Raw genomic sequence first — 24,270 nt, forward strand, 5'->3', positions numbered from 1 at the left:
AACCACGGCAAGTACACATTCGGCACTTGAACCCTGGCCACTCCCAGCCCGTGGGCTGGGATGTGTTGCTCCTTAGAAAGGAGGTGATCCAGCCGCACCTTCCGGTACGGCTACCTTGTTACGACTTCGTCCCAATCGCCAGTCCCACCTTCGACCACTCCCTCCCACAAGGGGTTGGGCCATGGGCTTCGGGTGTTACCGACTTTCATGACGTGACGGGCGGTGTGTACAAGGCCCGGGAACGTATTCACCGCAGCGTTGCTGATCTGCGATTACTAGCGACTCCGACTTCACGCAGTCGAGTTGCAGACTGCGATCCGAACTGAGACCGGCTTTAAGGGATTCGCTCCACCTCACGGTATCGCAGCCCTCTGTACCAGCCATTGTAGCATGTGTGAAGCCCTGGACATAAGGGGCATGATGACTTGACGTCATCCCCACCTTCCTCCGAGTTGACCCCGGCAGTCTCCCACGAGTCCCCGGCCGAACCGCTGGCAACATAGGATAAGGGTTGCGCTCGTTGCGGGACTTAACCCAACATCTCACGACACGAGCTGACGACAGCCATGCACCACCTGTACACCGGCCACAAGGGGGCCGACATCTCTGCCGGTTTCCAGTGCATGTCAAGCCCAGGTAAGGTTCTTCGCGTTGCATCGAATTAATCCACATGCTCCGCCGCTTGTGCGGGCCCCCGTCAATTCCTTTGAGTTTTAGCCTTGCGGCCGTACTCCCCAGGCGGGGCGCTTAATGCGTTAGCTACGGCACGGACAACGTGGAATGTCGCCCACACCTAGCGCCCAACGTTTACAGCGTGGACTACCAGGGTATCTAATCCTGTTCGCTCCCCACGCTTTCGCTCCTCAGCGTCAGTATCGGCCCAGAGACCCGCCTTCGCCACCGGTGTTCCTCCTGATATCTGCGCATTTCACCGCTACACCAGGAATTCCAGTCTCCCCTACCGAACTCAAGTCTGCCCGTATCGACCGCAAGCTGAAGGTTAAGCCTCCAGTTTTCACGGCCGACGCGACAAACCGCCTACGAGCTCTTTACGCCCAATAATTCCGGACAACGCTCGCACCCTACGTATTACCGCGGCTGCTGGCACGTAGTTAGCCGGTGCTTCTTCTACAGGTACCGTCACTTGCGCTTCGTCCCTGTCGAAAGAGGTTTACAACCCGAAGGCCGTCATCCCTCACGCGGCGTCGCTGCATCAGGCTTGCGCCCATTGTGCAATATTCCCCACTGCTGCCTCCCGTAGGAGTCTGGGCCGTGTCTCAGTCCCAGTGTGGCCGGTCGCCCTCTCAGGCCGGCTACCCGTCGTCGCCTTGGTAGGCCATCACCCCACCAACAAGCTGATAGGCCGCGGGTTCATCCTGTACCGCCGGAGCTTTCCACCACACACCATGCGATGCGCGGTCCTATCCGGTATTAGACCCCGTTTCCAGGGCTTATCCCAAAGTACAGGGCAGATTACCCACGTGTTACTCACCCGTTCGCCACTAATCCACCCCCGAAAGGGCTTCATCGTTCGACTTGCATGTGTTAAGCACGCCGCCAGCGTTCGTCCTGAGCCAGGATCAAACTCTCCAACAATGAATTTGATCTAGACTAATATCTAGTATTCCTCAAAGGAAACCCCGACGAGGGGTTTCAAATAAGCTCTACTGGCTTAGTTCACTAGCACACTGTTGAGTTCTCAAGCAACACACCACGAGGTTTTTGGCCCTGGAACAGCCTACCCAACGTCGAACCACTCGGATTCAGTGGGGGTAGTGTCCGCTCCAGATTTGGGACCACCCACTCTACCACACGAGGTGGGAGCTTGGTTCGCAGTCCCGGCGGCCGCCCGGTCTCCCTGGCGACGAAGAGAACATTACATGCCCCCGAACTGCCCCCGAAAAGGGGGGTCCCCTAACGCGATCTTGCCTGGTAGAAGGCGGTGAGCGCGTGGTTGAGCGGCTCGGCGGGCCAGAGCGGCAGCGAGTGGTGCGTCGCCTCGGGCAGCGTCAGCACCTCGACCGAGCCCAGCGCGGCGCGCGCGTTCGCTGCCACCTTCCGCACGTCGTGCGCCCGGCTCTTCCCGGCGAGCACCACGAGCACCGGCATCGCCGGCGCCGGCGACCGCGGCCTGCCCCCGGCGACCACCTTCGACGACGGGAACTCCGCCCCCAGCGAAACCACATCCAGCCACCCCGCGTCGACCGGCGCCCCACGCAACTCCCACTCGAGCAACGCCCGCTCGCGCTTGGCCGAGGGCCGCAGCAACGACGGCAGCGCACGCATCAGGTAGCCAGGACGGAACCCGGCGAAGCACTGCGTCGGATCGAGCAGCGCCAGTTTTCCCACGCGCGCGGGCGCGCGCAGCGCGTACGAAAGAGCAAGCCAGCCGCCATACGAATGGCCGCACAACCCGGCCCCGGAGAGCCGGAAGTGCCGGAACAGTGAGTCCAGCCAGTCGAGCAAGTCGCCCGGACGGCGGAACGGGCGCCCGCTGTGCACGCTCCGTCCCGGCCCGCCGAGCTGGTCCACCGCGTAGACCCGGTGTTCCCGGCTCAGCTCGGCGACGTTCGCCAGCCACACCGCCGAGGTCGCGCCCCCGCCGTGCAGCAGGACCAGCGGGCGGCCGTCCGGCGGGCCGCACACCTGCACGCGGGTGGTGCCGAACTCCGACACCACGTCCACCGGCTCGTGCTCGACCGGCCACCTGTCCAGTACCGCGTCGTACGCGTCGAAGAACGCCTGCACCCCGCCATCATGCCCGCGAACTCGAGCCCAGGTCAGGACCGGCTCGATGGAGACCTGTTTCACATCCTGCAACTTTGCAGGCTCTGCAAAAATCTTGCTACCTTGGACCGCATGAACCAGCCCACCGGTCTGCGCGAGCGCAAGAAGCACGCCACCCACCGCGCCCTGGCCTCGGTCGCGGTCCGGCTGGCAGCCGCGCGCGGACTGGACCAGGTCACCGTCGAGGACATCGCCGGTGAGGCCGGTGTTTCGCCGCGGACCTTCTTCAACTACTTCGCGTCCAAAGAGGACGCGGTGCTGATGCCCTACCCCGACAACGAGGAGCGCGCCCAGCGCTCGGTGGAGCGGTTCCTGGCCGCGCCGGCACACCTGTCCTCGCTGGAGGCGCTGGTCGAGGCGATCAAGCCGGACATCGAAAGCATCGAGGCCGAGCGCGAGGACTGGCTGGCCAGGCTGGACGTGATCGAGCGGAACTCGGCGCTGGTGTCCAGGGTGATCGCCGCCCAGGCCAGCTCCAACCGCGCCGTGGTGGTCGCGATCGCCGAGCGCACCGGGCTGGACCCGGACCGGGACCTGTTCCCCCGCCTGCTGTTCGGCGTGGTCGCGAACGCCATGCAGGCCGCGGTGATGCGCTGGCACGCCTTCGGCGGCGAGGAACCGCTCACCGAGTTGATCGACCAGGCCTGCGCGGCGATCGCCGCCGGGCTGCCGGACCCCGGCGAGCAGAACAAGCACTGATTTCCCGTCCCCGCGCGGGGACGGCCGAAGCACCGAACCAAGGGGGTTTTGTGTCTGTGACCGCTGAGCCAGTGGAGTCCGGCTCCATGGGCAGAAAGCAGGTGATGGAGGCGTTCTCCGGCCTGCTGATGGGCATGTTCGTCGCCATCCTGGCGTCGACCGTGGTGGCCAACGCGCTGCCGAAGATCGTTTCCGAACTCGGTGGCTCCCAGTCGTCCTACACCTGGGTGGTCACCACCGAGCTGCTCGCCATGACGGCCACCGTGCCGCTGTGGGGCAAGCTCGCCGACCTGTACAACAAGAAGCTGCTCGTCCAGCTCTCGCTCGCGCTCTTCGTGGTCGGCTCGCTGGTCGCCGGGTTCTCCGGCAACATCGAGGTGCTGATCGCGAGCCGGATCGCGCAGGGCATCGGGGCCGGTGGCCTGACCGCGCTGGCGCCGATCATCCTGGCGCTCATCGTCTCCCCGCGTGAGCTGGGCAAGTACTCGGGCATCTTCGGCGCGATCTTCGCCGTGGGCACGGTGGCCGGTCCGCTGATCGGCGGGGTGATGGTGGACACCTCGTGGCTGGGCTGGCGCTGGTGCTTCTTCCTCGGCGTGCCGCTGGCGCTGGCGGCGATCCTGCTGCTGCAGCGCACGCTGAACCTGCCGACCGTGCGCAAGGAAGTCAAGATCGACTACCTGGGCGCGGCGCTGATCATGTCCGGCGTGTCGGTGCTGCTGGTGTGGACCTCGCTGGCGGGCAACCAGTTCGACTGGTGGTCGGGCTGGACGGTGGCGATGGTCGGCGGCGGCCTGGCGATCCTGGCGGCGGCGGTCTACGTGGAGTCGAAGGCGCCGGAGCCGATCGTGCCGCTGAGCCTGTTCCGCAACCGCACGGTCACGCTCACCACGCTGGCCAGCTTCCTGGTCGGCATGGCGATGTTCGCCGGCACGGTGTTCCTGTCGCAGTACTTCCAGCTGTCGCTGGGCAAAACGCCGACCGAGGCCGGGCTGATGAGCCTGCCGATGATCTTCGGGCTGCTCATTTCGTCGACCGTGTCCGGGCAGCTGATCAGCCGGACCGGCGTGTGGCGGCAGTACGTGCTCGGCGGCGGGGTGCTGATGGTGGCCGGGCTGCTGCTGCTCGGCACGATCGGCGCCGGTACCTCGGTGCTGCTGCTCAGCGTGTACATGTTCGTCCTGGGTGCCGGGATCGGCATGCTGATGCAGAACCTGGTGCTGGTGGCGCAGAACGACGTGCCGGCGCACGAACTCGGCACGGCCACCTCGACGCTGTCGTTCTTCCGCAGCCTCGGCGGGTCGATCGGGGTCAGCGCGCTGGGCGCGGTGCTGGCGAACCGGGTGACCACGCTCACCGCGGAGGGGCTCGGCCCGATGGCCGCCGGTGCCGGTGCCGGCGAGGGCGGCGGGCACGGCGCGGTGCCGGACCTGTCCACCCTGCCCGAGCCGATCGCGAACGTGATCCGCGAGGCGTACGGCTCGGCCACCAGCGAGATCTTCCTGATCGGCGCGCCGATCGCGGTGCTCGCGGTGCTGGTCACCGTGTTCATCAAGCAGATCCCGCTGAAGACCCAGAGCGGCGCCGAGCGCCTCGCCGCCGAGGACGCCGTCGCGCACTAAGGTCGGCGGCTGTGACCGAACAGCTCAGCATCGAGACGCCTGCCGGTTCCTTCGACGCGATCGCGGCGGGGCCGCCGGACGGGCGTCCGGTGTTGCTGCTGCACGGCTTTCCCGAAGCGTCGCTCACCTGGGAGCACCAGGTGGGCGCGCTCGGGGCCGCCGGGTTCCGCGCGGTGGCGCCGGACCAGCGGGGCTACTCCCCCGGCGTGCGGCCGGAGCAGGCGAGCGAGTACTCGATCGACGAACTGGTCGGCGACGTGCTGGCGATGGCGGGTGCACTGGGCTGGCACCGCTTCGACCTGGTGGGACACGACTGGGGCGCGGCCGTCGCGTGGTGGACGGCCGACGCCCACCCGGACCGGCTGCGCACGCTGAGCGCGGTGTCCACCCCGCACCCGGCCGCGCTGGCGGCCGCCATGAAAACCGACGAGGACCAGCACCTGCGCTCGGCGTACATGACCGAGTGGCGGCAGACCAGGGTGACCGAGCGCCGGATGCTGGACAACAACGCCGAGGCGCTGCGGCGGATGTTCGAGTGGAAGGTGCCGCCGAGCCGCGTCGAGGAGTACGTCCAGCGGCTGTCGGAACCGGGCGCGCTGACCGCCGCGCTGAACTGGTACCGCGCGGGCCGTCCCGGCGGGAAGATCGGCAAGATCAGCGTGCCGACGCTCTACGTGTGGAGCACCGAGGACGTGGCGTTCGGCTCGACGGCCGCGCTGGACACCGAGAACTGGGTGAGCGCGGCGTACCGGTTCGAGATGTTCGAGGACGTTTCGCACTGGGTGCCCGAAGAAGCGCCGGAAGCACTCGCCGCCGTTCTGCTGGAACACCTTTCGGCGCATTAGGGTCGCGGGTATGCGACTCATCGTCATGCGGCACGCGAAATCGGCCTGGCCCGACGGGATCGCGGACTTCGAGCGACCGCTCGCCGAACGCGGCCTGCGGGACGCACCCGCCGCGGGTCGCTGGATCCGGGAGCGCGGGCCGGCACCCGAGCTGGTGGTCAGCTCGCCGGCGGTCCGGGCCCGCACCACCGCCGACCTGGTCAGCACCGAACTCGCCGCGCAGCCGGAAACCCGGCACGACGAACGCCTCTACGGCGAACCGGCCGAGACCGTGGTCGAGGTGCTCCGCGAACTGCCCGCGGTCGAGACGGTGCTGCTCGTCGGCCACAACCCGGTGCTCGAGGACCTGGTCGGGCTGCTCACCGGGGTCACCGTGGAGATGAAGACCTCGACCGTCGCGGTGCTGACCAGCGACCTGCCATGGGCCGAAGCCGGTCCCGGCTGGGCCGCGCTGGACACGGTGACCACCCCGCGCGGGGTCAGCCCAGCGTGATCAGCACGATCGCGGCGACCGCGCCGAGCAGGCCAGCGGTCTGCGTCCGGTTGACGCGCTCGCCGAGGAACAGCATGGCCAGCACCACCGGGATCGCCGGGTAGAGCGCGGACAGCACGGTCGCCGTGGCGACGAGTTGCTGCTGCGTGGCGTACCAGTAGAGCAGGAGCGCGACGCTGCCGAGCACGCCGGCGGCACCGGCGAACACGGCGGGCCGCGGCGGCATCCGCAGCGCCCGGCGCGTGCCGAGCAGCAGGACCGCGATCACCACGACCGAGCTGATCCGGCTGGCCGCGATCGGCCAGAACCCGGCGTCCGCCGGGACCCGCGCCATCGCCAGGAACTGCACGGCGAAGCCGATTCCCGCGATGACCGCGTCGAGAAAGCCCGGCGGGATCCCGCGTTCCGCCGGTCCGGTACGGGAAACCAGCCACACCGCGACGAGCGCGCACACCGCACCCGCGGTGGCGGTCAGCGTCAGCCGTTCGCCGAGCAGCGCCACACCCGCGAGCACCGGGATGGCCACCGCGCCGAGGTCGCTGATCGGCACCACCACGCTCATCGCGCCACGCCCGATCGCGCGGTACAAGAACGCGACGCCGACGCCGGTGCCGATCCCGGACAGCACGCCGTACCCGAGTCCCGCGCCGCTTCCGCCCGCGAAAGCCGCTACGGGAACGGCGATCGCGGTGCCGCCGAGCTGCGCGTACAGCGAGACGGTCATCCCCGGCCGCGCCCGTGACAGCAGGCCGTTCGCGAAGTGCGTGATGCCGAAGCAGAGCGCCGAAGTCAGCGCGAGCAGTTCACCCATATCCGCGGCACTCCTCGCCGACCGGGCACCGCGCGCACACCTGGCGGTCGCACAGGCGGCACAGCACGTACTCGGATCGGCGGTTTTCGACCAGGCCCGCGAGCAGCGCTTCCAGCGCGGGCGTGAGCGCGCGCACCTGGTCGTCGGTGAGCGGTTCGAGCAGGTCCGCCAGCACCCGGCCGCGGGCTTCGAGCAGCTTCTCCGCGGCGGCCCGGCCGGTCGCGGTCAGCGTCAGCCGCACCCCGCGGCCGCCGGGGTGGTGCCGCTCCACCAGTCCGGCCGCGAGCAGCGTGTCGAGCATGCGGGCGGCGGCGGGCTGGCTGAGCCCGATGCGCGCGCCGAGCTCGGTGACGCCGATGCCCGGCTCGACCAGCAGCGTGGACAGCGCGGCGGCCCCGCTCGCGCTCACTCCGGCCGCGCGGGCCGCTTCCGCGCTGACGCGTTCGGCCACCGCCAGCGCGCCGGCTCCGAGCAGGTTCGCCACGCGTGATCTATTCATAACTCATGCATAGGTCATGGTGACCTGGCTCGCAACCCGGCGTCGTTGACTTAAACCTTCATTCAACTTTTAGCGTGGTGGTAGTTCGTTCAACGGAAGGAAAATCCCATGTCGAAGACCGTGCTGGTGACCGGCGCCACCGGGAACGTCGGCGGCGCGCTGCTGCCGCTGCTGCTCGCCGAGGGCGTGCGTGTCCGCGCGCTGGTGCGCAAGCCCGCTTCGCTGCCCGACGGGGTCGAGCAGGTCATCGGCGACCTGTCCGACCCGGCGAGCATCGACACCACCGGCGTCGACGCCGTTTTCCTGGTCTGGCCGAGTTTCGACACCACGCTCGCGCCGGATGTGGTGTCACGGCTGGCGAAGCGGGTGGTCTACCTCTCCGCGGAGGGCGTGCCGTTCCACGCCGAGGTGGAGCGGGCGATCGAGGAGGCGGTGCCCGAGTGGACCTTCCTGCGGCCGTCCGGGTTCGCCGCGAACACCCGGATCTGGGCGGACCAGATCCGCGCCGGTGACGTGGTGCGCTGGCCGTTCGCCGAGGCCAGGCGCTCGCTGATCCACGAGCACGACATCGCCGCGGTGGCCGCGCGCGCCCTGCTCGACGACGGGCACGCCGGGCAGGCGTACTACTTCACCGGGCCGGAGTCGATCACGCAGGCCGAGCAGGTCCGGCTGATCGGCGAGGCGCTCGGGCGGCCGTTGCGCTTCGAAGAACTCCCGGTCGAGGCGGCGCGGGAGAAACTGCTCGAGATGGGGTGGACGCCGGAATTCGCGTCGGGCGCACTGGAAACCTGGGCGGCGATGGTGACCGATCCGGAGCCGGTGAACCAGGAAGTGGAACGCATCACGGGGCGGACGCCGTTGTCGTTCCGGCAATGGGCGATCGACCGGGTGGACGCGTTCAACTAGTGTCCTGAGTCGTTAATTCGTTGGCAGTAGGCGGCGAGGGATTCGAGGATCTGGTCTGCGGTGCGGGTCCAGACGTAGGGCTTGGGGTTGGTGTTCCACTGTTTGATCCAGTTTTGGATGTCTTTTTCCAGGGCTGTGACCGAGCGGTGGACGCCTCGCCGTAGCAGTTTGACGGTGATCTCGGCGAAGAAGCGTTCGACCAGGTTGAGCCAGGATGAGCTGGTCGGGGTGAAGTGCAGGTGGAAGCGTGGGTGTTTGAGCAGCCACGTTTTCACTGCTGGGGTTTTGTGGGTGGACAGGTTGTCCAGGATGACGTGAACGTCCAGCTCGGCGGGCACGTTGGTGTTGATGGTGCGCAGGAACGCGAGGAATTCCTGCTGTCGGTGGCGGCGTTTGACGGCGCTGATGACCTGGCCGGTGGCGACCTCCAGAGCAGCGAACAGGCTGGTGGTGCCGTGGCGGACGTAGTCGAAGCTTTGCCGTTGGGGCACGCCGGGCAGCATCGGCAGCACCGGGGCGGAGCGGTCCAGGGCTTGGATCTGGGTCTTCTCGTCCACGCACAGCACCACGGCTTTGGCGGGGGGATCGAGGTAGAGGCCGACGACGTCGCGGACCTTGTCCACGAACAACGGATCCTTGCTGATCTTGAATGTGTCGATCTTGTGCGGTTTGAGGCCGAAGGCCCGCCAGATCCGCGAGACCGCGGACTGTGTCATTCCGGTCTGCGCAGCCAGCGCTCGGGTCGACCAGTGGGTGGCGTTGGCCGGCTTCGTTTCCAGCGTGGTGACCACGACGTGTTCGACTTGCTCGTCGGTGATGGTGCGCGGTCGGCCGGGGCGCGGTTCGTCGGACAGGCCGTCGAGCCTGTCACGGACGAACCGTGCCCGCCAGGTCGCCACCGTGCTCCGGTTGAGCCGTAGTCGTTCGGCGATGTCGGTGTTGGAACCACCTTCGGCGCAGGTGAGCACGATCCGTGCTCGCATGGCCAGTCCCTGAGCGGTGGTCCGCCGCCGCGTCCAGCCTTCCAGGATGCGACGTTCCTCGTCGGTCAGGGTCAGCGGCACCAACTTCGCACTCGGCATCAACCCAGACTACGGTGACCAAAAATTAACGACTCAGGACACTAGAGGCACGCGAACACGGTGGGCCGACGACGCTGGTCCACACCCACGCGCCCAGCACCCGCCAAAGCGAGGAGCTCGCACCGTGGGGGCGTGGGGGCTCGGCCCCCACAACGAGACGGGACACCGGGAGCGTGCCGCAGGCACGCGAACACGGTGGGCGCAGCAGGATTCGAACCTGCGACCGCTCGGGTGTAAACCGAGTGCTCTCCCGCTGAGCTATGCGCCCGGACGGCGGCACCCCCGGCCTGCCGGGGGTGCCGCCGGAAGCCTGTGTCAGGCGAGTTCCGCCACGGCCTTCTTCCACGCGGCCTGGTCGCGCGCCTCGCCGGGCTGGTTGACCTCGGCGAACCGCACCACGCCGGTGGTGTCGATCAGGAACGTGCCGCGGTTGGCCAGGCCGGCCGCCTCGTTGAACACACCGTAGGTCTTGGCGACCTCACCGTGCGGCCAGAAGTCCGACAGCAGCGGGAACTGGTAGCCCTGCTGCTCGGCCCACGCCTTGAGCGAGAACGGCGTGTCCACCGACACACCGATCACCTGCACGCCCTTGCCGTCGTAATCGGCGAACTCGTCCCGCAGCTGGCACAGCTCACCCTGGCAGATCCCGCTGAACGCGAACGGGTAGAAAACCAGCAGCACCGGCTTCTCACCCTGGAACGACGACAGCGTCACCGCCTGCTTGTTGTAGTCGTTGAGCGTGAAGTCCGGGGCCTTCGAACCGACCTCGACCGCCATACCAGCTCCCTCTCGACGTGTACCTGGACGTGCCGCGACAACCCTATCGTGCGAACGGCGCGGGCCACGCCGGTGTGCGTTACTTGGACCGCGGCACCAGCCGGGTACCCGACCAGCCGGGACCGACGCTGATGTTGGAGGTCTGCGACAACCCGACCGCAGGCACCACCTCGGCGACCTCGCTGGGCTCGACGTGACCCGGCTGACCGGTCTTCGGCGTCAGCACCCAGATCACCCCGTCGTCGCTCAACGGCTGCCTGACCTCGATCAACGTGTCGCCGAGGTCACCGTCGTCCTCGCGCCACCACAGCAGCACCACATCGATGACCTCCTGGGCGTCCTCGTCGAGGATCTCCCCGCCGATCTGCTCCTCGATCGCCGCACGAAGGTCGTCGTCGACGTCCTCGTCCCAGCCGATCTCCTGGACCACCATGTCCGGCTTGATCCCAAGCCTCTCGGCGACGCTGTTCTGCCCAGCGTCTCCCGCGGCGACCACGACTCAACTCCTCCAGCTAGCTTCTCGTCCGGCCGGTTCCGGCCGCACGTCCGACATGAATGGGGTTAGCGAACACTGGCGAGGCTGTCCGCGCAACCGTCCACACCGGATCATCGCTCAACTCGTGCCCCAGCGTACGGCCCCCGAAGGGCCGTTCCGGGCCACCGTAGGGCGCCGCGCCCGCACGGCCGCGACCGGGCTGCCCTAGGGTGGGTAACAGTCGCGCGCGCGATACACCCGCAGGCCGGAGGCGCCGGAAACGGGTCCGCGGACGTTACCGCCCAGTAGCGGTGACGCGAGCAGCGTGAGCGACGACGATGGCACATGCGGCGGAACCACAACGCGCCGGCCATGGACTAGGCAACAGCGGAACAAGTACGGCGAGGAGAACCCTTGGCCCCCCCAAGCAACGAGGCCGGGAGCGGCAACGCCTCCGGTCAGGAGGCCCCGGCGCGGGTCCGCGTCATTCGTGACGGTCTGGCCGCGCACCTGCCCGACATCGACCCGGAGGAGACCGCCGAATGGCTGGACTCCTTCGACGCGGCACTGGCCAGGGGCGGCCAGCAGCGCGCCAGGTACCTGATGCTCCGGGTGCTCGAGCGCGCTCGTGAACGCAACATCGGCGTTCCCCCGCTGACGGCCACGGACTACGTCAACACCATCCCCACGGAGAACGAGCCGTGGTTCCCCGGCGACGAGGAACTCGAGCGCCGGTACCGGGCCTACATCCGGTGGAACGCGGCGATCATGGTGCACCGCGCGCAGCGGCCGGGGGTGAGCGTCGGCGGGCACATCTCCACCTACGCCTCCTCCGCGGCGCTCTACGAAGTGGGCTTCAACCACTTCTTCCGCGGCAAGGACCACTCCGGCGGCGGCGACCAGATCTACATCCAGGGGCACGCGTCGCCGGGCATATACGCCCGCGCGTTCCTCGAGGGCAGGCTGACCGAGCAGCAGCTCGACGGCTTCCGCCAGGAGTTCTCGCACGCGGGTGAGGGCGGTGGCCTGCCGTCGTACCCGCACCCGCGGCTGATGCAGGACTTCTGGGAGTACCCGACGGTCTCCATGGGGCTGGGCCCGATGAACGCGATCTACCAGGCCCGGTTCAACCGGTACCTGCGCGACCGCGGCATCAAGGACACCAGTGACCAGCACGTCTGGGCGTTCCTCGGCGACGGCGAGATGGACGAGCCGGAGTCGCGCGGGCTGATCCACGTGGCCGCCGGCGAGGGCCTGGACAACCTGACCTTCGTGATCAACTGCAACCTGCAGCGGCTGGACGGCCCGGTCCGCGGGAACGGCAAGATCATCCAGGAGCTGGAGTCGTACTTCCGCGGCGCCGGCTGGAACGTGATCAAGGTCATCTGGGGCCGCGAGTGGGACTCGCTGCTGCACGGCGACCGCGACGGCGCGCTGATCAACCTGATGAACACCACGCCGGACGGTGACTTCCAGACCTACAAGGCCAACGACGGCGCGTTCGTCCGCGAGCACTTCTTCGGCCGTGACCCGCGGACGAAGGAGCTGGTCAAGGACCTGTCCGACGCCGACATCTGGAACCTCAAGCGCGGCGGGCACGACTACCGCAAGGTCTACGCGGCGTACAAGGCGGCGCTGGAGCACCACGGCCAGCCGACGGTGATCCTGGCGCACACCATCAAGGGCTACGGCCTCGGCCCGGCGTTCGAGGGCCGCAACGCCACGCACCAGATGAAGAAGCTCACCCTGGACGACCTCAAGCTCTTCCGGGACTCGCAGCGCATCCCGATCAGCGACGAGCAGCTCGAGCGCGACCCGAAGCTGCCGCCGTACTACCACCCCGGCGAGGACTCGCCGGAGATCGAGTACCTGCTCAGCAGGCGGCGCACGCTCGGCGGCTTCCTGCCGGAGCGCCGCGGGGCCAGGGCGAAGGCGCTGGTGCTGCCCGGCGACAAGGTCTACGACGGCATCCGCAAGGGCTCCGGCAAGCAGGAGGTGGCCACCACGATGGCCATCGTCCGGCTGATCCGCGAGCTGGCCAAGGACGCCGAGATCGGCAAGCGGATCGTGCCGATCATCCCGGACGAGGCCCGCACCTTCGGCCTCGACTCGATGTTCCCGACGGCCAAGATCTACAACCCGCACGGGCAGACCTACACCTCGGTGGACGCCAAGCTGATGCTGGCGTACAAGGAGTCCGAGCAGGGTCAGCTGCTGCACGAGGGCATCAACGAGGCGGGCTCGACGGCCTCGTTCACCGCGGTGGGCACCTCGTACGCCACGCACGGCGAGCCGATGATCCCGATCTACATCTTCTACTCGATGTTCGGGTTCCAGCGGACCGGCGACGGGCTGTACGCGGCGGCCGACCAGATGACCCGCGGGTTCGTGCTCGGCGCCACCGCCGGTCGCACCACGCTGACCGGTGAGGGCCTGCAGCACGCCGACGGGCACTCGATCCTGCTCGCCTCGACGAACCCGGCCGTGGTCACCTACGACCCGGCCTACTCGTTCGAGATCGCGCACATCGTCAAGGACGGGCTCCGCCGGATGTACGGCGAAACCGGCCCGGACGGCAACGGCGAGAACATCTTCTACTACATCACCATCTACAACGAGCCGTACCAGCAGCCGGCCGAGCCGGAGAACCTCGACGTGGACGGGCTGCTCAAGGGCCTGTACAAGTACGCCGACGCCCCGGCGGGCGACGGTCCGGAGGCGCAGATCCTGGTCTCCGGCGTGACCATGCCCGACGCGCTCAAGGCGCAGGGCATGCTCGCCGAGGAGTGGGGTGTGCGGGCCGCGGTGTGGTCGGCCACGTCGTGGACCGAGCTGCGCCGCGAAGCGGTGGAGGTCGACCGGGACAACCTGCTGTTCCCGGGCAGCTCGCCGCGGGTGCCCTACGTCACCGAGGCGCTGCAGGGCGCCGAGGGCCCGGTGGTGGCGGTTTCGGACTGGATGCGCTCGGTGCCGGACCTGATCCGCCCGTGGGTGCCTGCCGACATGCTGACCCTGGGCACCGACGGGTTCGGGTTCTCCGACACCCGGCCGGCGGCCCGGCGGCACTTCCTGGTCGACGCCGAGTCGATCGTGGTCGGCACGCTGACCGCGTTGTCCCGGCAGGGCAAGGTGGACCAGGCGAAGGTGGTCGAGGCGGCGCGCAAGTACCGCATCGACGACGTGACCGCGGCCGGTCCGCAGACCTCGGACGCTGGGAACGCCTGACCGAAGGTGCTACAAAAGGGCCCCGGCAGACATCTGATGTCTGCCGGGGCCCTGTTTGCTCAAGAGGGAGTTGATCGCGTGACGAAGCGTCGTTTGCCCCGGCCCGCCGAACTGGCCGAAATCCTGCGCCCCAAGCCGTTGGTGCTGAACCCGACCGAGCGCAGGCTGGCGAACGCGCACACGATCGCCGATCTGCGCACGATCGCGCGCAGGCGCAGCCCGCGCGCGGTGTTCGACTACACCGACGGCGCCGCCGAGCTGGAGGACAGCCTGCTCCGCGCGCGCCAGGCGTTCCGGCGGGTGGAGTTCCAGCCACGCGTGCTGCGTGACGTGTCCGAAGTGGACACTTCGAAGGAGATCCTCGGCCGGCGCTCGGCGCTGCCGTTCGCCTTCGCCCCCACCGGGTTCACGCGGATGATGAACCACGAGGGCGAGCCCGCGGTGGCCAGGGTCGCCGAGCGGGCAGGCATCCCGTACGCGCTGTCGACCATGGGGACCACGTCGATCGAGGCGGTCGCCGAGGCGGCGCCGGACGCGCGGAAGTGGTTCCAGCTCTACGTCTGGCGCGATCGCGAGGCCGGCAAGGACCTGGTGCAGCGCGCGGGCGACTGCGGCTACGACACGCTGCTGCTGACCGTGGACGTGCCGGTCGGCGGGGCACGCATGCGGGACGTGCGCAACGGGCTGACCATTCCGCCCGCGCTGACCCTGAAGACCTTCGCCGACGGAGCGATGCACCCGGCGTGGTGGTTCAACCTGCTGACCACCGAGCCGCTCACCTTCGCGTCGCTGACCTCGTGGAACGGCACCGTCGCGGAACTGCTGAACACCCTGTTCGACCCGGCGCTGAACTTCGACGACCTGGCCTGGCTGCGGGAGCTGTGGCCGGGGAAGCTGGTGGTCAAGGGCATCCAGAATCCGGCGGACGCACGTGAGGTGGTCAAGCTCGGGGCGGACGCGGTGATCGTGTCCAACCACGGCGGCCGCCAGCTCGACCGCGCGCCGACGCCGATCGAGCTGCTGCCCGAGGTGCTCGACGCGGTCGAGGGCCGGGGTGAGGTGTGGCTGGACGGCGGCATTCTCTCCGGCGCGGACATCATCGCCGCGATCGCGAACGGCGCGGACGCCTGCCTGGTGGGGCGCGCCTACCTGTACGGGCTGATGGCGGGCGGGGAACGCGGCGTGCAGCGGGCGCTGGAGATCCTGCGGACGGAGATCGTGCGGACGATGCGCCTGCTGGGCGTGCGGAACCTCGGTGAGCTGACGAAGTCGCACGCCCGCATCCGCTGATCCCGGCCGCCGTGACACCGCGGTCCGCCCGGTGGAACGCGGGGGTTGACGCGGGCGCGAACAAGTGACCAAGATCTCGGGCCAGTTGGCGAAAGCTTGCTTTCGCGATGCGGAATCAATGCCGAATCCGTGGAAAGAGGTCCGAGGTGTTCGTCCAGGAACTCGCCCCGCTCGGTTCACTCGGCCTGTCCGCCCTCGTCGCGGCGCTCCCGCTGGCGACCGTGCTGGTGCTGCTCGGCGCTGTCCGGCTCAAGGCCCATGTGGCCGGGCTGCTCGGCCTCGCGGTGGCCGCGCTGGTCGCGGTCATCGTGTTCGGCATGCCGGTCGGCCAGACCATCTCCGGCGCGGTGCAGGGCGCGGCCTTCGGCCTCTTCCCGATCATGTGGATCGTGGTCAACGCGCTGTGGATCTACCGGCTGACCGTGCGGACCGGCCACTTCGACGTGCTGCGCCGCTCGTTCGGCCGGATCTCCGACGACCCGCGCATCCAGGCGCTGATCATCGCCTTCTGCTTCGGCGGCCTGATGGAGGCGCTGGCCGGGTTCGGCGCGCCGGTGGCCATCTCCACGGTGATGCTGGTGGCGCTCGGCTTCGCGCCGGTGAAGGCGGCGATCGTGGCGCTGGTGGCGAACACCGCGCCGGTCGCGTTCGGCGCGATGGGCACACCGGTGGTCACGCTGGCGCAGGTCACCGGCCTGCCGCTGGAGAGCGTGTCGTCCATCGTCGGGCGCCAGACCCCGCTGCTCGCGGTGGTGGTGCCGCTGCTGCTGGTGCTGATCGTGGACGGCAGGCGCGGCCTGCGTGAGACCTGGGCCCCGGCGCTGGCGTGCGGGCTGGCGTTCGGGTTCGTGCAGTTCCTGGCGTCGAACTACGTCTCCGCGCAGCTGGCCGACATCGGTGCCGCGCTCGCCGGGGTGGCCGCGGTGATGCTCGTGCCGTCGGCGCGCCGTCCCGCGCGGGCCGAGGTGAAGGCGTCCGTGCTCACCGGCTCGGCCACGGAATCCTTCGACGGCGAGGACAACCGCGGTGACGTGGTCAAGGCGTACGCGCCCTACCTGCTGATCATCCTGATCTTCTCGATCGGGCAGCTGCCGCCGGTGAAGAAGCTGCTCGACTCGGCCACCTGGAAGTTCGACTGGCCGTTCCTGGACGTGGCCGCGGCGAACGGGAAACCTGTCTCCGGCAACACCTTCAGCCTGCCGCTGCTGAGCACCGGCGGCACGCTGGTGCTGCTCGCGGGCATCGTCACCGCGGTGGTGCTCAAGGTGAAGCTCGCCGACACCGCCCGCGAATGGGGCGCGACCGTGCACGAACTGCGGTTCGCCATCCTGACCGTGACCAGCGTGCTCGCGCTGGCGTACGTGATGAACCTGTCCGGGCAGACCACCACCATCGGCAACCTGATCGCCGGGGCGGGCGGCGCACTGGCCTTCCTCTCCCCCATTCTCGGCTGGTTCGGCGTGGCCGTCTCGGGTTCGGACACCTCGGCGAACGCCCTGTTCGGCGCGTTGCAGGTGACCGCGGCGAACCAGGCCGGCTTCTCCCCCGACCTGCTGGCCTCGGCGAACAGCTCGGGCGGGGTGCTGGGCAAGATGATCTCCCCGCAGAACCTGACCATCGCCTGCGCGGCGGCGCAGCTGACCGGTCAGGAGGGCAACCTGCTGCGCAAGGTGCTGCCGTGGAGCATCGGGCTGCTGCTGGTGATGTGCCTGATCGTGGCGGGCCAGGCGAGCTTCCTCAGCTGGATGCTGCCGTGACCCGGTCGGCGAGCACCTGCTTGGCGGTGCGGTTCCAGCTCCACCAGCCGTGCACCACCAGCACCGCGAAGACCAGGTAGACCGCCGCGGAGAACCACAGCCCGGAGGCGATCTGCAGCGGCACGCCGATCGCGTCGACCAGCAGCCACACCAGCCAGAACTCGACCAGGCCGAGCCCCTGCGCGGCGAAGGCGACCAGGGTGCCGATGAAGATGGCGGCGTCCGGCCACGGCGCCCACGAGGCGTCGAGCAGGTCGAGCACCACGGCCATCGCGGCGGTACCGGCGGCGAACGCGCCGAGCAGCACGAGCCGCTCGACCGGGCTGCCCTTGCGCACCACCACGCCGTAGACCGGGTCGCGGCGGCGGGTCCACGCCCACCAGCCGTACACGGAGATCGCCAGGATCGCCACCTGCCTGCTGGCCAGGCCGCCGAGGTGCGCGGAGAGGTAGACGGAGAACAGCAGCACGGTCGCGCCGACCTGCACCGGCCAGGTCCACAGCGTCCGCCGCTGGGCGAGGAACACCACCGCGAGCGCGCACAGCTGACCGACCAGTTCGGCGATGGAGACCCACTGGCCGAGAACGGTCAGCCCGTGGTTCAGCAAGAAGTCCACCCCGTGCTCCTTCCCGTCACCGCCCCCAACATGCTCCCTTCCCGCGGCATTCCCCAGTGAACTGTGACCCGGCAGACAAACTTCCCGCAGGATGGAAGACCTTCCGGGCCCGCGCCGAACACGAATGTGGCTTTCGGGGCGCAAAACGCTCCGAAAGCCACATTCGTGTCCTGGTGTGGGCGCCGGGTCCGGTCCCGGCTGGTGGGTCAGCTCTCCGGCGGGCGGGTGATGCCGGCCGGCGGGGTCGGGGCGTCGGCGGCGGTGGGCCGCGTGCCGACCCGGCCGGTGCGGGCGTGCGTGCCGCTCGGGCCGTTGCCGCTGCCGGCGCTGCCGCTGCCGAGCTGGCCCTGCAGGTTGTTCAGCCAGCCTTCCCACCGCTCCTGCGACGGCTTGATCAGGCCACCGCCGAAGCCGACCACGATCACCCCGCCGATGGTGGCCAGCACGGTCACCAGCACCGGCGTGGTCACCGTGGTGGCGATGTTGATCTGGTTCAGCGCGGCGATCACACCGAAGGCCAGGATCAGGTAGTAGGCGATGTTGCCGATCAGCCCGCTGGCCTGGCGGCCGGCCAGCGCGCCGGTGATCAGGTCGCGCACCACCTTGCCGATCGCCGCGGCCACGATCAGCAGCACGATCGCCACCACGATCCGCGGCAGGAACGCGATCACGTCGTTGAGCAGCTGGCTCACCGGGTTGGACGCACCGAACACGCCGAACGCCAGCTGCAGCGCGATCAGCAGAATGAAGTAGTACACCAGCTTCGCGATGATGCCGATGGCGTCGACATTGGATTGTTTGAGCATCCCGGAAAGCCCGGTTTTCTCGATGAGTTTGGCGAATCCGAGCTTGCTCAGCACCAGGCTGAGCGCTTTCGAGACAGCTTTGGCGATCAGCCAGCCGATCAGCAGGATGATCAGGAAACCGATCAATTTCGGGACGAACGTGGCCACCAGGTTCCACGCCTGACCCAGCCCGTCTTTGAGCTGTTCACCCATAGTGTCCTCCTCGCTCGCACGCGAAACTCCGCTTTCGGCAAGCCTTGAGCACCGTTCGGCGGGCGGCAACTCGGCAGGCGCACGATCGGGTGAGAACGGTGGCGCGCGCGGAAATCTCGCGCCATAGTTGACCTACCGGTGGGGACCGGGGAGACGAGGCCGCTCGGCGCAGCGAAAATCGCAAGCGCCGAGCGGCCTCGAGTATTTTTCACCTTTTTCTTTCCAGCGCTCCGGCAGCGGCCACGCAGCGTCCTTCGGCAGCGGCCAGCGTGGTTCGACGCGGTGCCGGTCAGCGTGGTTCAGCGCGGGGCCGCGGCCAGCGCCAGTTCGGTCACCGCGCGCAGCACCAGCCCCGGCCCGCCCGGCTCGGCGAGGATCAGCTTCACCGCCGTCACCGCGCCGAGCACGAGCAGGACCAGCACCGCGTTCCCCACCATGTTGCCCACCACGGCCCACCGGATCGTCGCCATGTCCCCACCCCTGCGGTAGCTATTAAAGTGATATCACTATGCTAGGCTACGGCCGAGGGCACAAGCCCCCGAGGGGTCGCAGGAGGACAACGATGACCAGCGAAGTACTGGAGCAGGTGGAGATGCCCGCCCCGCAGACGCGGGAGCGCGAGGTGCGCGCGGTGAACGGCTACACGATGTTCGGCGTGTCCGCGGCCGGCGTGCTGGGCGGGCTGGCGCTGATCGGGTTCGGCCTGCCGCAGGCCATCGAGGGCAGCACCGGCGCCGGGGTGGCGATGCTGGTGCTCGGCGGGATCCTGCTGCTGGGCGGCGGGGTGCTCGCGCTCGGCCTGACCCCGGTCGCCCCCGGTGAGGCGCGGGTGATCCAGTTCCTCGGCCGCTACACCGGCACCCTGCGCACCGACGGGCTCCAGTGGGTCAACCCGTTCACCGAGCGGCACCGCGTGTCCACCCGGATTCGCAACCACGAGACCGCGGTGGCCAAGGTCAACGACGCCGACGGCAACCCGATCGAGATCGCCGCCGTGGTGGTGTGGCAGGTCGCCGACACCGCGCAGGCCATGTTCGAGGTGGACGACTTCGTCGAGTTCGTCGCGATCCAGACCGAGACCGCGATCCGGCACATCGCCAACAACTACCCGTACGACACCCACGGCGAGGCCACGCTTTCCCTGCGGGACAACGCCGAGGAGATCACCGAGAAGCTTTCCGCGGAGATCGGCGCCCGGGTGGCATCGGCCGGGGTGAACGTGATCGAATCGCGGATCACGCACCTGGCCTACGCGCCGGAGATCGCGCAGGCCATGCTGCGGCGGCAGCAGGCGGGCGCGGTGGTGGCGGCCAGGCAGCGCATCGTGGAGGGCGCGGTCGGCATGGTCGAGATGGCGCTCGACCGGCTCGCCGCGCACGACGTGGTGGAACTGGACGAGGAACGCAAGGCGGCGATGGTGAGCAATCTGCTGGTGGTGCTGGTCGGCGACCGCGACACCCAGCCGGTGGTCAACGCCGGGACCCTCTACCAGTAGGGCCGTGGTGACCGAGCGCAAGAAGGTCCTGCTCCGGCTCGACCCCGCCGTGCACGACGCCATCGCGCGCTGGGCGGGGGACGAGCTGCGCAGCACCAACGCGCAGATCGAGTTCCTGCTCCGGAAGGCGCTGGCCGACGCCGGGCGGCTGCCGGGGAACGCGGGCCGGATGCGCCCGCGGGGCCGCCCGCGCAAGGCCGAGGCGACCGAGGCCCCGGTCTCCGACGAGGCCCCGGTGTCCAATTCGGACGATGCGGAAACCTCCTGAACTACGATCAGGGCACCATGACCGCACCCACCCCCCGCCGCCAGGTCGAGAAGCGCCACGGCCTGTCCGCGAAGACGCTGCGCCGGCTCGAGCGCGCGTCCGGCAGGCTCGCCGCGGCCAGCGTGGCCGCGATGGAGGAACGGCTGCCCTGGTTCGGCCGGATGTCGGCCGACCAGCGGGCCAGCGTGCTGCTGATCACCCAGTCCGGGGTGGCCGGTTTTGTCGGCTGGCTGCGGGATTCGCAGGAGGCGCTGAAGTTCACCACCGACGCCTTCCGCGGCGCACCCGCCGAGCTGTCGCGCTGGCTGAGCCTGCGGCAGGCGGTCGGGCTGGTGCGGCTGGCGATCGAGGTGTTCGAGGAGCAGCTGCCCGAGTTCGCCGCCGACGACAGCGAGCGCGCGGCGCTGACCGAGGCGATCCTCCGCTACGGCAGGGAGATCGCCTTCGCCGCGGCCAACTCCTACGCCGCCGCGGCTGAGGCACGCGGTGCGTGGGACGCGCGGCTGGAAGCACTGGTGGTCGACGGCATCGTGCGTGGTGACGCCGAGGAGTCGGTGCTCTCACGTGCTTCGGCGCTCGGCTGGGACCAGGCCGCCGAGGCCACCGTGCTGGTCGGCACCCCGGCCTCGGACGACCCGCCCGCGGTGGTGTTCGACGTGCGCAGCCGCGCGGCCAGGATCGGCCGCCCGGTGCTGCTCAGCGTGCAGGGCTCCCGGCTGGTCGTGGTGGTGGCCGGGCCGACCGAGGGCGGCCCGAAGGACCGCGAGGTGCTGACCAAACTGGCCACCGCCTTCGCCGACGGCCCGGTGGTCGCCGGGCCGACCGTGCCGAGGCTGGCCGAGGCGCACACCAGCGCCGCCGAAGCGCTGTCCGGCCTGCGCGCGGTGGTCGGCTGGCCCGGCGCGCCCCGCCCGGCCAGGTCGTGGGAGCTGCTGCCGGAACGCGCGCTGGCCGGCGATCCCGAGGCGGAACGGCTGCTGATCGAGGAAATCGCGCGGCCGCTGGAGGAAGCGGGCACCTCCCTGCTCCAGACGGTGGAAACCTATCTGGAAAGCGGTGGTGTGCTGGAGATCTGCGCGCGGACGCTGTTCGTGCACCCCAACACCGTGCGGTACCGGCTGCGCCGGGCCGCCGAGCTGACCGGCCGCCACGCCGCCGATCCGCGGGACGCGCTGGTCCTGCGGATCGCGCTGACCGTCGGCAGGCTGGCCAGGGCCCGCGGGATCTGGTGAACCCCCGCGCGCCAGTGACCCAGCTCACCAAAATTCTGCGCAAACCCGACAAGACATTTGGGTACCAGAGGTTCATGACCCCGTCACACTTGTAGGGTGTCTACAAATCCGGCGAGACGACTTGGTGAGCGGCGGCATGATAGGGAACGGGGCCTAGCGTGTTCCCTAGAGAGGTGATGACCGCCCTCCTCGCCCCCGGACAGGGCTCCCAGGCCCCCGGCATGTGCACGCCATGGCTCGAGTTCGACGGAGCGCGCGAGCGCCTCGTGTCCTGGTCCGACCGCACCGGGCTGGACCTGGTCCGGCTCGGCACCGAGGCGGACGCGGACGAGATCCAGGACACCGCCATCGCCCAGCCGCTGATCGTGGCGCTGTCGCTGCTGGCCTTCGAGCAGCTCGAGGCACAGGGCCTGGTGCCGGCCGACGCCCCGGTGGCCGGGCACTCGGTCGGCGAGCTGGCCGCCGCCGCCATCGCCGGGGTCTTCACCGCGAGCGACGCGGTCGCGCTGGCCGCCGTGCGCGGCGCGGAGATGGCGAAGGCCTGCGAGGCCGAACCCACCAGCATGGCCGCGGTCATGCTGGGCGAGCCCGAGGCCGTGGTGGCCTGGCTCACCGAGCACGGACTGACCCCAGCCAACCGGAACGGCGCCGGCCAGATCGTGGCCTCCGGCGCCGCGGACGCGATCCAGAAGATCGTCGCCGAGCCGCTGGCGGGCACGAAGGTGCGCGCGCTCAAGGTCGCGGGCGCCTTCCACACCAAGTACATGGCCTCGGCCGAGGCCGCGGTGCGCGAGCACGCCGGTGAGATCACCACCGCCGACCCGGTCCGCCCGCTGCTGTCCAACGCGGACGGCGCGGTGGTGACCAGCGGCGCCGAGTACCTGGAGCGCCTGGTCACCCAGGTCACCAGCCCGGTGCGCTGGGACCTGACGATGGACGGCCTGGTCTCGCTCGGCGTCACCCGGACCGTGGAGCTCCCGCCGGCCGGCACCCTGACCGGCCTGGTCAAGCGCCAGCTCAAGGGCACCGTGACCAGCCCCATCGCGCTCAAGACGCCCGCCGACGTGGCGAAGTTGAGCGAGCAGGAGGACACCGAATGAGCCAGCGCCCCGCGCTGCGTCAATCGCAAGGCCCCAGCGCCACCCGCATTCTCGGCGTGGGCAGCTTCCAGCCGGAGAAGGTCGTCACCAACGACGACCTGTCCCAGCTGATGGACACCAGTGACCAGTGGATCCGCGACCGCGTCGGCATCATCGAGCGCCGGTTCGCCGAGAAGGACGAGCTGCTGGTGGACATGGCGGTCGCCGCCGGTTCCCGCGCGGTGGCCGACTCCGGGCTGAACCCGTCCGATGTGGACACGCTGATCCTGCCGAACTGCACCATGCCGACGCTGATCCCGAACGCGGCCGCCCAGGTGGCCGAGCGGATCGGGGCCTCGGCGGCCGGTGCCTTCGACCTGAACGCGGCCTGCGCCGGGTTCTGCTACGGCCTGGGCGTGGCCTCCGACCTGGTCCGCGCGGGTTCGTCGAAGTACGCGCTGGTGATCGGCGCGGAGAAGCTGACCGACTCGGTCGACCCGACCGACCGCGCGAACGCGATCATCTTCGCCGACGGCGCGGGCGCCGCGGTGGTCGGCCCGGCCGACGAGCCCGGCATCGGGCCGGTGGCCTGGGGCAGCGCCGGTGACCTGGTGCACACCATCTACATGCGCGACGACAAGTACATCTACCAGGAGGGCCAGTCGGTCTTCCGCTGGGCGACCACCCAGATCGCGCCGATCGCCCTGCGCGCGCTGGAACTGGCCGGGCTCGAACCGTCCGATGTGGACGTGCTGATCCCGCACCAGGCCAACCTGCGCATCGTCGAGGCGATCGCGAAGAAGCTGCGGGCCAAGGGCGCCCGCGAGGACATGGTGGTCGCCGACGACATCCGCTACAGCGGCAACACCTCGTCCGCCTCGATCCCGCTCGCGCTGGACCACATGCGCACCGCGGGCACGGTGAAAAGCGGTGACGTGGTACTCATGGTCGGGTTCGGGGCCGGGCTTTCGTACGCCGGCCAGGTTGTCATCTGCCCGTAACCCCCAGCATTCCGGTCGTCACCCGGCCGGAAAGAAACCTCAGGTAAACAGGAAAGGGACAAGCAGTGGCTGACAAAGAAGAGATCCTGTCCGGGCTCGCCGAGATCGTCGAAGAGGTGGCCGGTGTGGCCCAGGACGACGTGAGCGCCGAGAAGTCCTTTGTGGACGACCTGGACATCGACTCGCTGTCCATGGTGGAGATCGCCGTGCAGGCCGAGGACAAGTTCGGCGTCAAGATCCCGGACGACGAGCTGGCGAACCTCAAGACCGTCGGCGACGCCGTGAACTACGTCGCCTCGAACTCGAAGTAACA

General features: G+C 69.1%; 23 protein-coding genes, 1 tRNA gene and 1 rRNA gene. 14 read left to right on the forward strand and 11 right to left on the reverse strand.

Translation table 11 applies throughout. The features are described from left to right. Positions 1-76 precede the first annotated feature (76 nt). Positions 77-1,596: ribosomal RNA gene (locus tag A4R43_RS18135) — 16S ribosomal RNA — on the reverse strand. 318 nt (positions 1,597-1,914) lie between these two features. Next, on the reverse strand, positions 1,915-2,811 hold the full coding sequence (locus A4R43_RS18140; protein ID WP_236809233.1) for an alpha/beta fold hydrolase: 897 nt from the start codon (positions 2,809-2,811) through the stop codon (positions 1,915-1,917). 48 nt (positions 2,812-2,859) lie between these two features. Between A4R43_RS18140 and A4R43_RS18145 the strand changes: the two genes are divergently transcribed. From A4R43_RS18145 to A4R43_RS18160, 4 genes are all read left to right on the forward strand, one after another. Continuing rightward, a complete protein-coding gene (locus A4R43_RS18145) occupies positions 2,860-3,486 on the forward strand; it encodes a TetR/AcrR family transcriptional regulator (RefSeq protein WP_113693415.1) in 627 nt (208 codons plus the stop codon). A gap of 86 nt (positions 3,487-3,572) precedes the next feature. Further along, complete coding sequence (locus A4R43_RS18150; RefSeq protein ID WP_113693416.1) at positions 3,573-5,108, forward strand: MDR family MFS transporter; 1,536 nt, start codon at positions 3,573-3,575, stop codon at positions 5,106-5,108. An 11-nt stretch (positions 5,109-5,119) separates the two neighbouring features. Then, positions 5,120-5,953 carry an alpha/beta fold hydrolase gene (locus A4R43_RS18155; RefSeq protein ID WP_113693417.1) on the forward strand — a complete coding sequence of 278 codons (834 nt, stop codon included), beginning with the start codon at positions 5,120-5,122 and terminating at the stop codon, positions 5,951-5,953. Between the two features lie 10 nt (positions 5,954-5,963). Next, complete coding sequence (locus tag A4R43_RS18160; protein ID WP_205215368.1) at positions 5,964-6,446, forward strand: SixA phosphatase family protein; 483 nt, start codon at positions 5,964-5,966, stop codon at positions 6,444-6,446. On the opposite strand, the gene A4R43_RS18165 is transcribed toward A4R43_RS18160, so the two are convergent. Both A4R43_RS18165 and A4R43_RS18170 read right to left on the reverse strand, forming a co-directional pair. Beyond that, positions 6,433-7,257 carry an EamA family transporter gene (locus tag A4R43_RS18165; protein WP_113693418.1) on the reverse strand — a complete coding sequence of 275 codons (825 nt, stop codon included), beginning with the start codon at positions 7,255-7,257 and terminating at the stop codon, positions 6,433-6,435. The two genes, A4R43_RS18160 and A4R43_RS18165, sit on opposite strands and share 14 nt — an antisense overlap. Beyond that, positions 7,250-7,756 carry a MarR family transcriptional regulator gene (locus A4R43_RS18170; RefSeq protein ID WP_113693419.1) on the reverse strand — a complete coding sequence of 169 codons (507 nt, stop codon included), beginning with the start codon at positions 7,754-7,756 and terminating at the stop codon, positions 7,250-7,252. Before A4R43_RS18170 ends, A4R43_RS18165 begins: the two co-directional genes overlap by 8 nt. 108 nt (positions 7,757-7,864) lie before the next feature. On the opposite strand from A4R43_RS18170, the gene A4R43_RS18175 reads away from it, so the two are divergent. Next, positions 7,865-8,662: an NmrA family NAD(P)-binding protein gene (locus A4R43_RS18175; RefSeq protein WP_113693420.1), complete on the forward strand. Its 798-nt coding sequence runs from the start codon at positions 7,865-7,867 to the stop codon at positions 8,660-8,662. Here A4R43_RS18175 and A4R43_RS18180 read toward each other — a convergent pair. The 4 genes from A4R43_RS18180 to A4R43_RS18195 all read right to left on the reverse strand — a co-directional run bounded on the left by A4R43_RS18180 (position 8,659) and on the right by A4R43_RS18195 (position 11,017). Next, positions 8,659-9,744, reverse strand: a complete 1,086-nt coding sequence (locus tag A4R43_RS18180) for an IS630 family transposase (protein ID WP_113692788.1) — start codon at positions 9,742-9,744, stop codon at positions 8,659-8,661. The two genes, A4R43_RS18175 and A4R43_RS18180, sit on opposite strands and share 4 nt — an antisense overlap. Before the next feature lie 196 nt (positions 9,745-9,940). Beyond that, a tRNA-Val gene (locus A4R43_RS18185) sits at positions 9,941-10,012 on the reverse strand. 47 nt (positions 10,013-10,059) lie between these two features. Beyond that, on the reverse strand, positions 10,060-10,521 hold the full coding sequence (locus tag A4R43_RS18190; RefSeq protein ID WP_113693421.1) for a peroxiredoxin: 462 nt from the start codon (positions 10,519-10,521) through the stop codon (positions 10,060-10,062). Positions 10,522-10,600: 79 nt separating this feature from the next. Beyond that, the gene (locus tag A4R43_RS18195; protein ID WP_113693422.1) at positions 10,601-11,017 is read right to left on the reverse strand and encodes a DUF3052 domain-containing protein; all 417 of its coding nucleotides are present in this window, start codon (positions 11,015-11,017) and stop codon (positions 10,601-10,603) included. A 393-nt stretch (positions 11,018-11,410) separates the two neighbouring features. Here A4R43_RS18195 and aceE point away from each other — a divergent pair, with 393 nt between their 5' ends. The 3 genes from aceE to A4R43_RS18210 all read left to right on the forward strand — a co-directional run bounded on the left by aceE (position 11,411) and on the right by A4R43_RS18210 (position 17,268). Beyond that, on the forward strand, positions 11,411-14,221 hold the full coding sequence (gene aceE / locus A4R43_RS18200; RefSeq protein ID WP_113693423.1) for a pyruvate dehydrogenase (acetyl-transferring), homodimeric type: 2,811 nt from the start codon (positions 11,411-11,413) through the stop codon (positions 14,219-14,221). A 78-nt stretch (positions 14,222-14,299) separates the two neighbouring features. Beyond that, complete coding sequence (locus A4R43_RS18205; RefSeq protein ID WP_113693424.1) at positions 14,300-15,511, forward strand: alpha-hydroxy acid oxidase; 1,212 nt, start codon at positions 14,300-14,302, stop codon at positions 15,509-15,511. A 146-nt stretch (positions 15,512-15,657) separates the two neighbouring features. Beyond that, the gene (locus A4R43_RS18210; protein WP_113693425.1) at positions 15,658-17,268 is read left to right on the forward strand and encodes an L-lactate permease; all 1,611 of its coding nucleotides are present in this window, start codon (positions 15,658-15,660) and stop codon (positions 17,266-17,268) included. On the opposite strand, the gene A4R43_RS18215 is transcribed toward A4R43_RS18210, so the two are convergent. The 3 genes from A4R43_RS18215 to A4R43_RS42800 form a co-directional block, all read right to left on the reverse strand. After that, positions 17,249-17,884, reverse strand: a complete 636-nt coding sequence (locus A4R43_RS18215) for a nicotinamide mononucleotide transporter family protein (protein WP_113693426.1) — start codon at positions 17,882-17,884, stop codon at positions 17,249-17,251. The two genes, A4R43_RS18210 and A4R43_RS18215, sit on opposite strands and share 20 nt — an antisense overlap. Positions 17,885-18,090: 206 nt before the next feature. Continuing rightward, complete coding sequence (locus A4R43_RS18220) at positions 18,091-18,882, reverse strand: mechanosensitive ion channel family protein (RefSeq protein ID WP_113693427.1); 792 nt, start codon at positions 18,880-18,882, stop codon at positions 18,091-18,093. 299 nt (positions 18,883-19,181) lie between these two features. Next, positions 19,182-19,352 (reverse strand): hypothetical protein, encoded by a 171-nt coding sequence (locus tag A4R43_RS42800; protein ID WP_162788509.1) that lies wholly within the window; start codon positions 19,350-19,352, stop codon positions 19,182-19,184. Positions 19,353-19,444: 92 nt separating this feature from the next. Between A4R43_RS42800 and A4R43_RS18225 the strand changes: the two genes are divergently transcribed. The 6 genes from A4R43_RS18225 to A4R43_RS18250 all read left to right on the forward strand — a co-directional run bounded on the left by A4R43_RS18225 (position 19,445) and on the right by A4R43_RS18250 (position 24,268). Beyond that, complete coding sequence (locus tag A4R43_RS18225) at positions 19,445-20,377, forward strand: SPFH domain-containing protein (protein WP_113693428.1); 933 nt, start codon at positions 19,445-19,447, stop codon at positions 20,375-20,377. Positions 20,378-20,381: 4 nt separating this feature from the next. Beyond that, entirely contained in the window at positions 20,382-20,645 is a 264-nt protein-coding gene (locus A4R43_RS18230; RefSeq protein WP_236809104.1) for a type II toxin-antitoxin system antitoxin, read from the forward strand. A 17-nt stretch (positions 20,646-20,662) separates the two neighbouring features. Continuing rightward, entirely contained in the window at positions 20,663-21,877 is a 1,215-nt protein-coding gene (locus tag A4R43_RS18235; RefSeq protein WP_113693429.1) for a PucR family transcriptional regulator, read from the forward strand. 176 nt (positions 21,878-22,053) lie between these two features. After that, a complete protein-coding gene (locus A4R43_RS18240; protein WP_113693430.1) occupies positions 22,054-22,977 on the forward strand; it encodes an ACP S-malonyltransferase in 924 nt (307 codons plus the stop codon). Continuing rightward, a complete protein-coding gene (locus A4R43_RS18245; RefSeq protein WP_113693431.1) occupies positions 22,974-23,957 on the forward strand; it encodes a beta-ketoacyl-ACP synthase III in 984 nt (327 codons plus the stop codon). Before A4R43_RS18240 ends, A4R43_RS18245 begins: the two co-directional genes overlap by 4 nt. Before the next feature lie 65 nt (positions 23,958-24,022). Continuing rightward, positions 24,023-24,268, forward strand: a complete 246-nt coding sequence (locus tag A4R43_RS18250; protein WP_113693432.1) for an acyl carrier protein — start codon at positions 24,023-24,025, stop codon at positions 24,266-24,268. Positions 24,269-24,270: the final 2 nt, after the last annotated feature.

Origin of the sequence: Amycolatopsis albispora, from assembly GCF_003312875.1 — a bacterium.
GTDB classification, from domain to species: domain Bacteria; phylum Actinomycetota; class Actinomycetes; order Mycobacteriales; family Pseudonocardiaceae; genus Amycolatopsis; species Amycolatopsis albispora.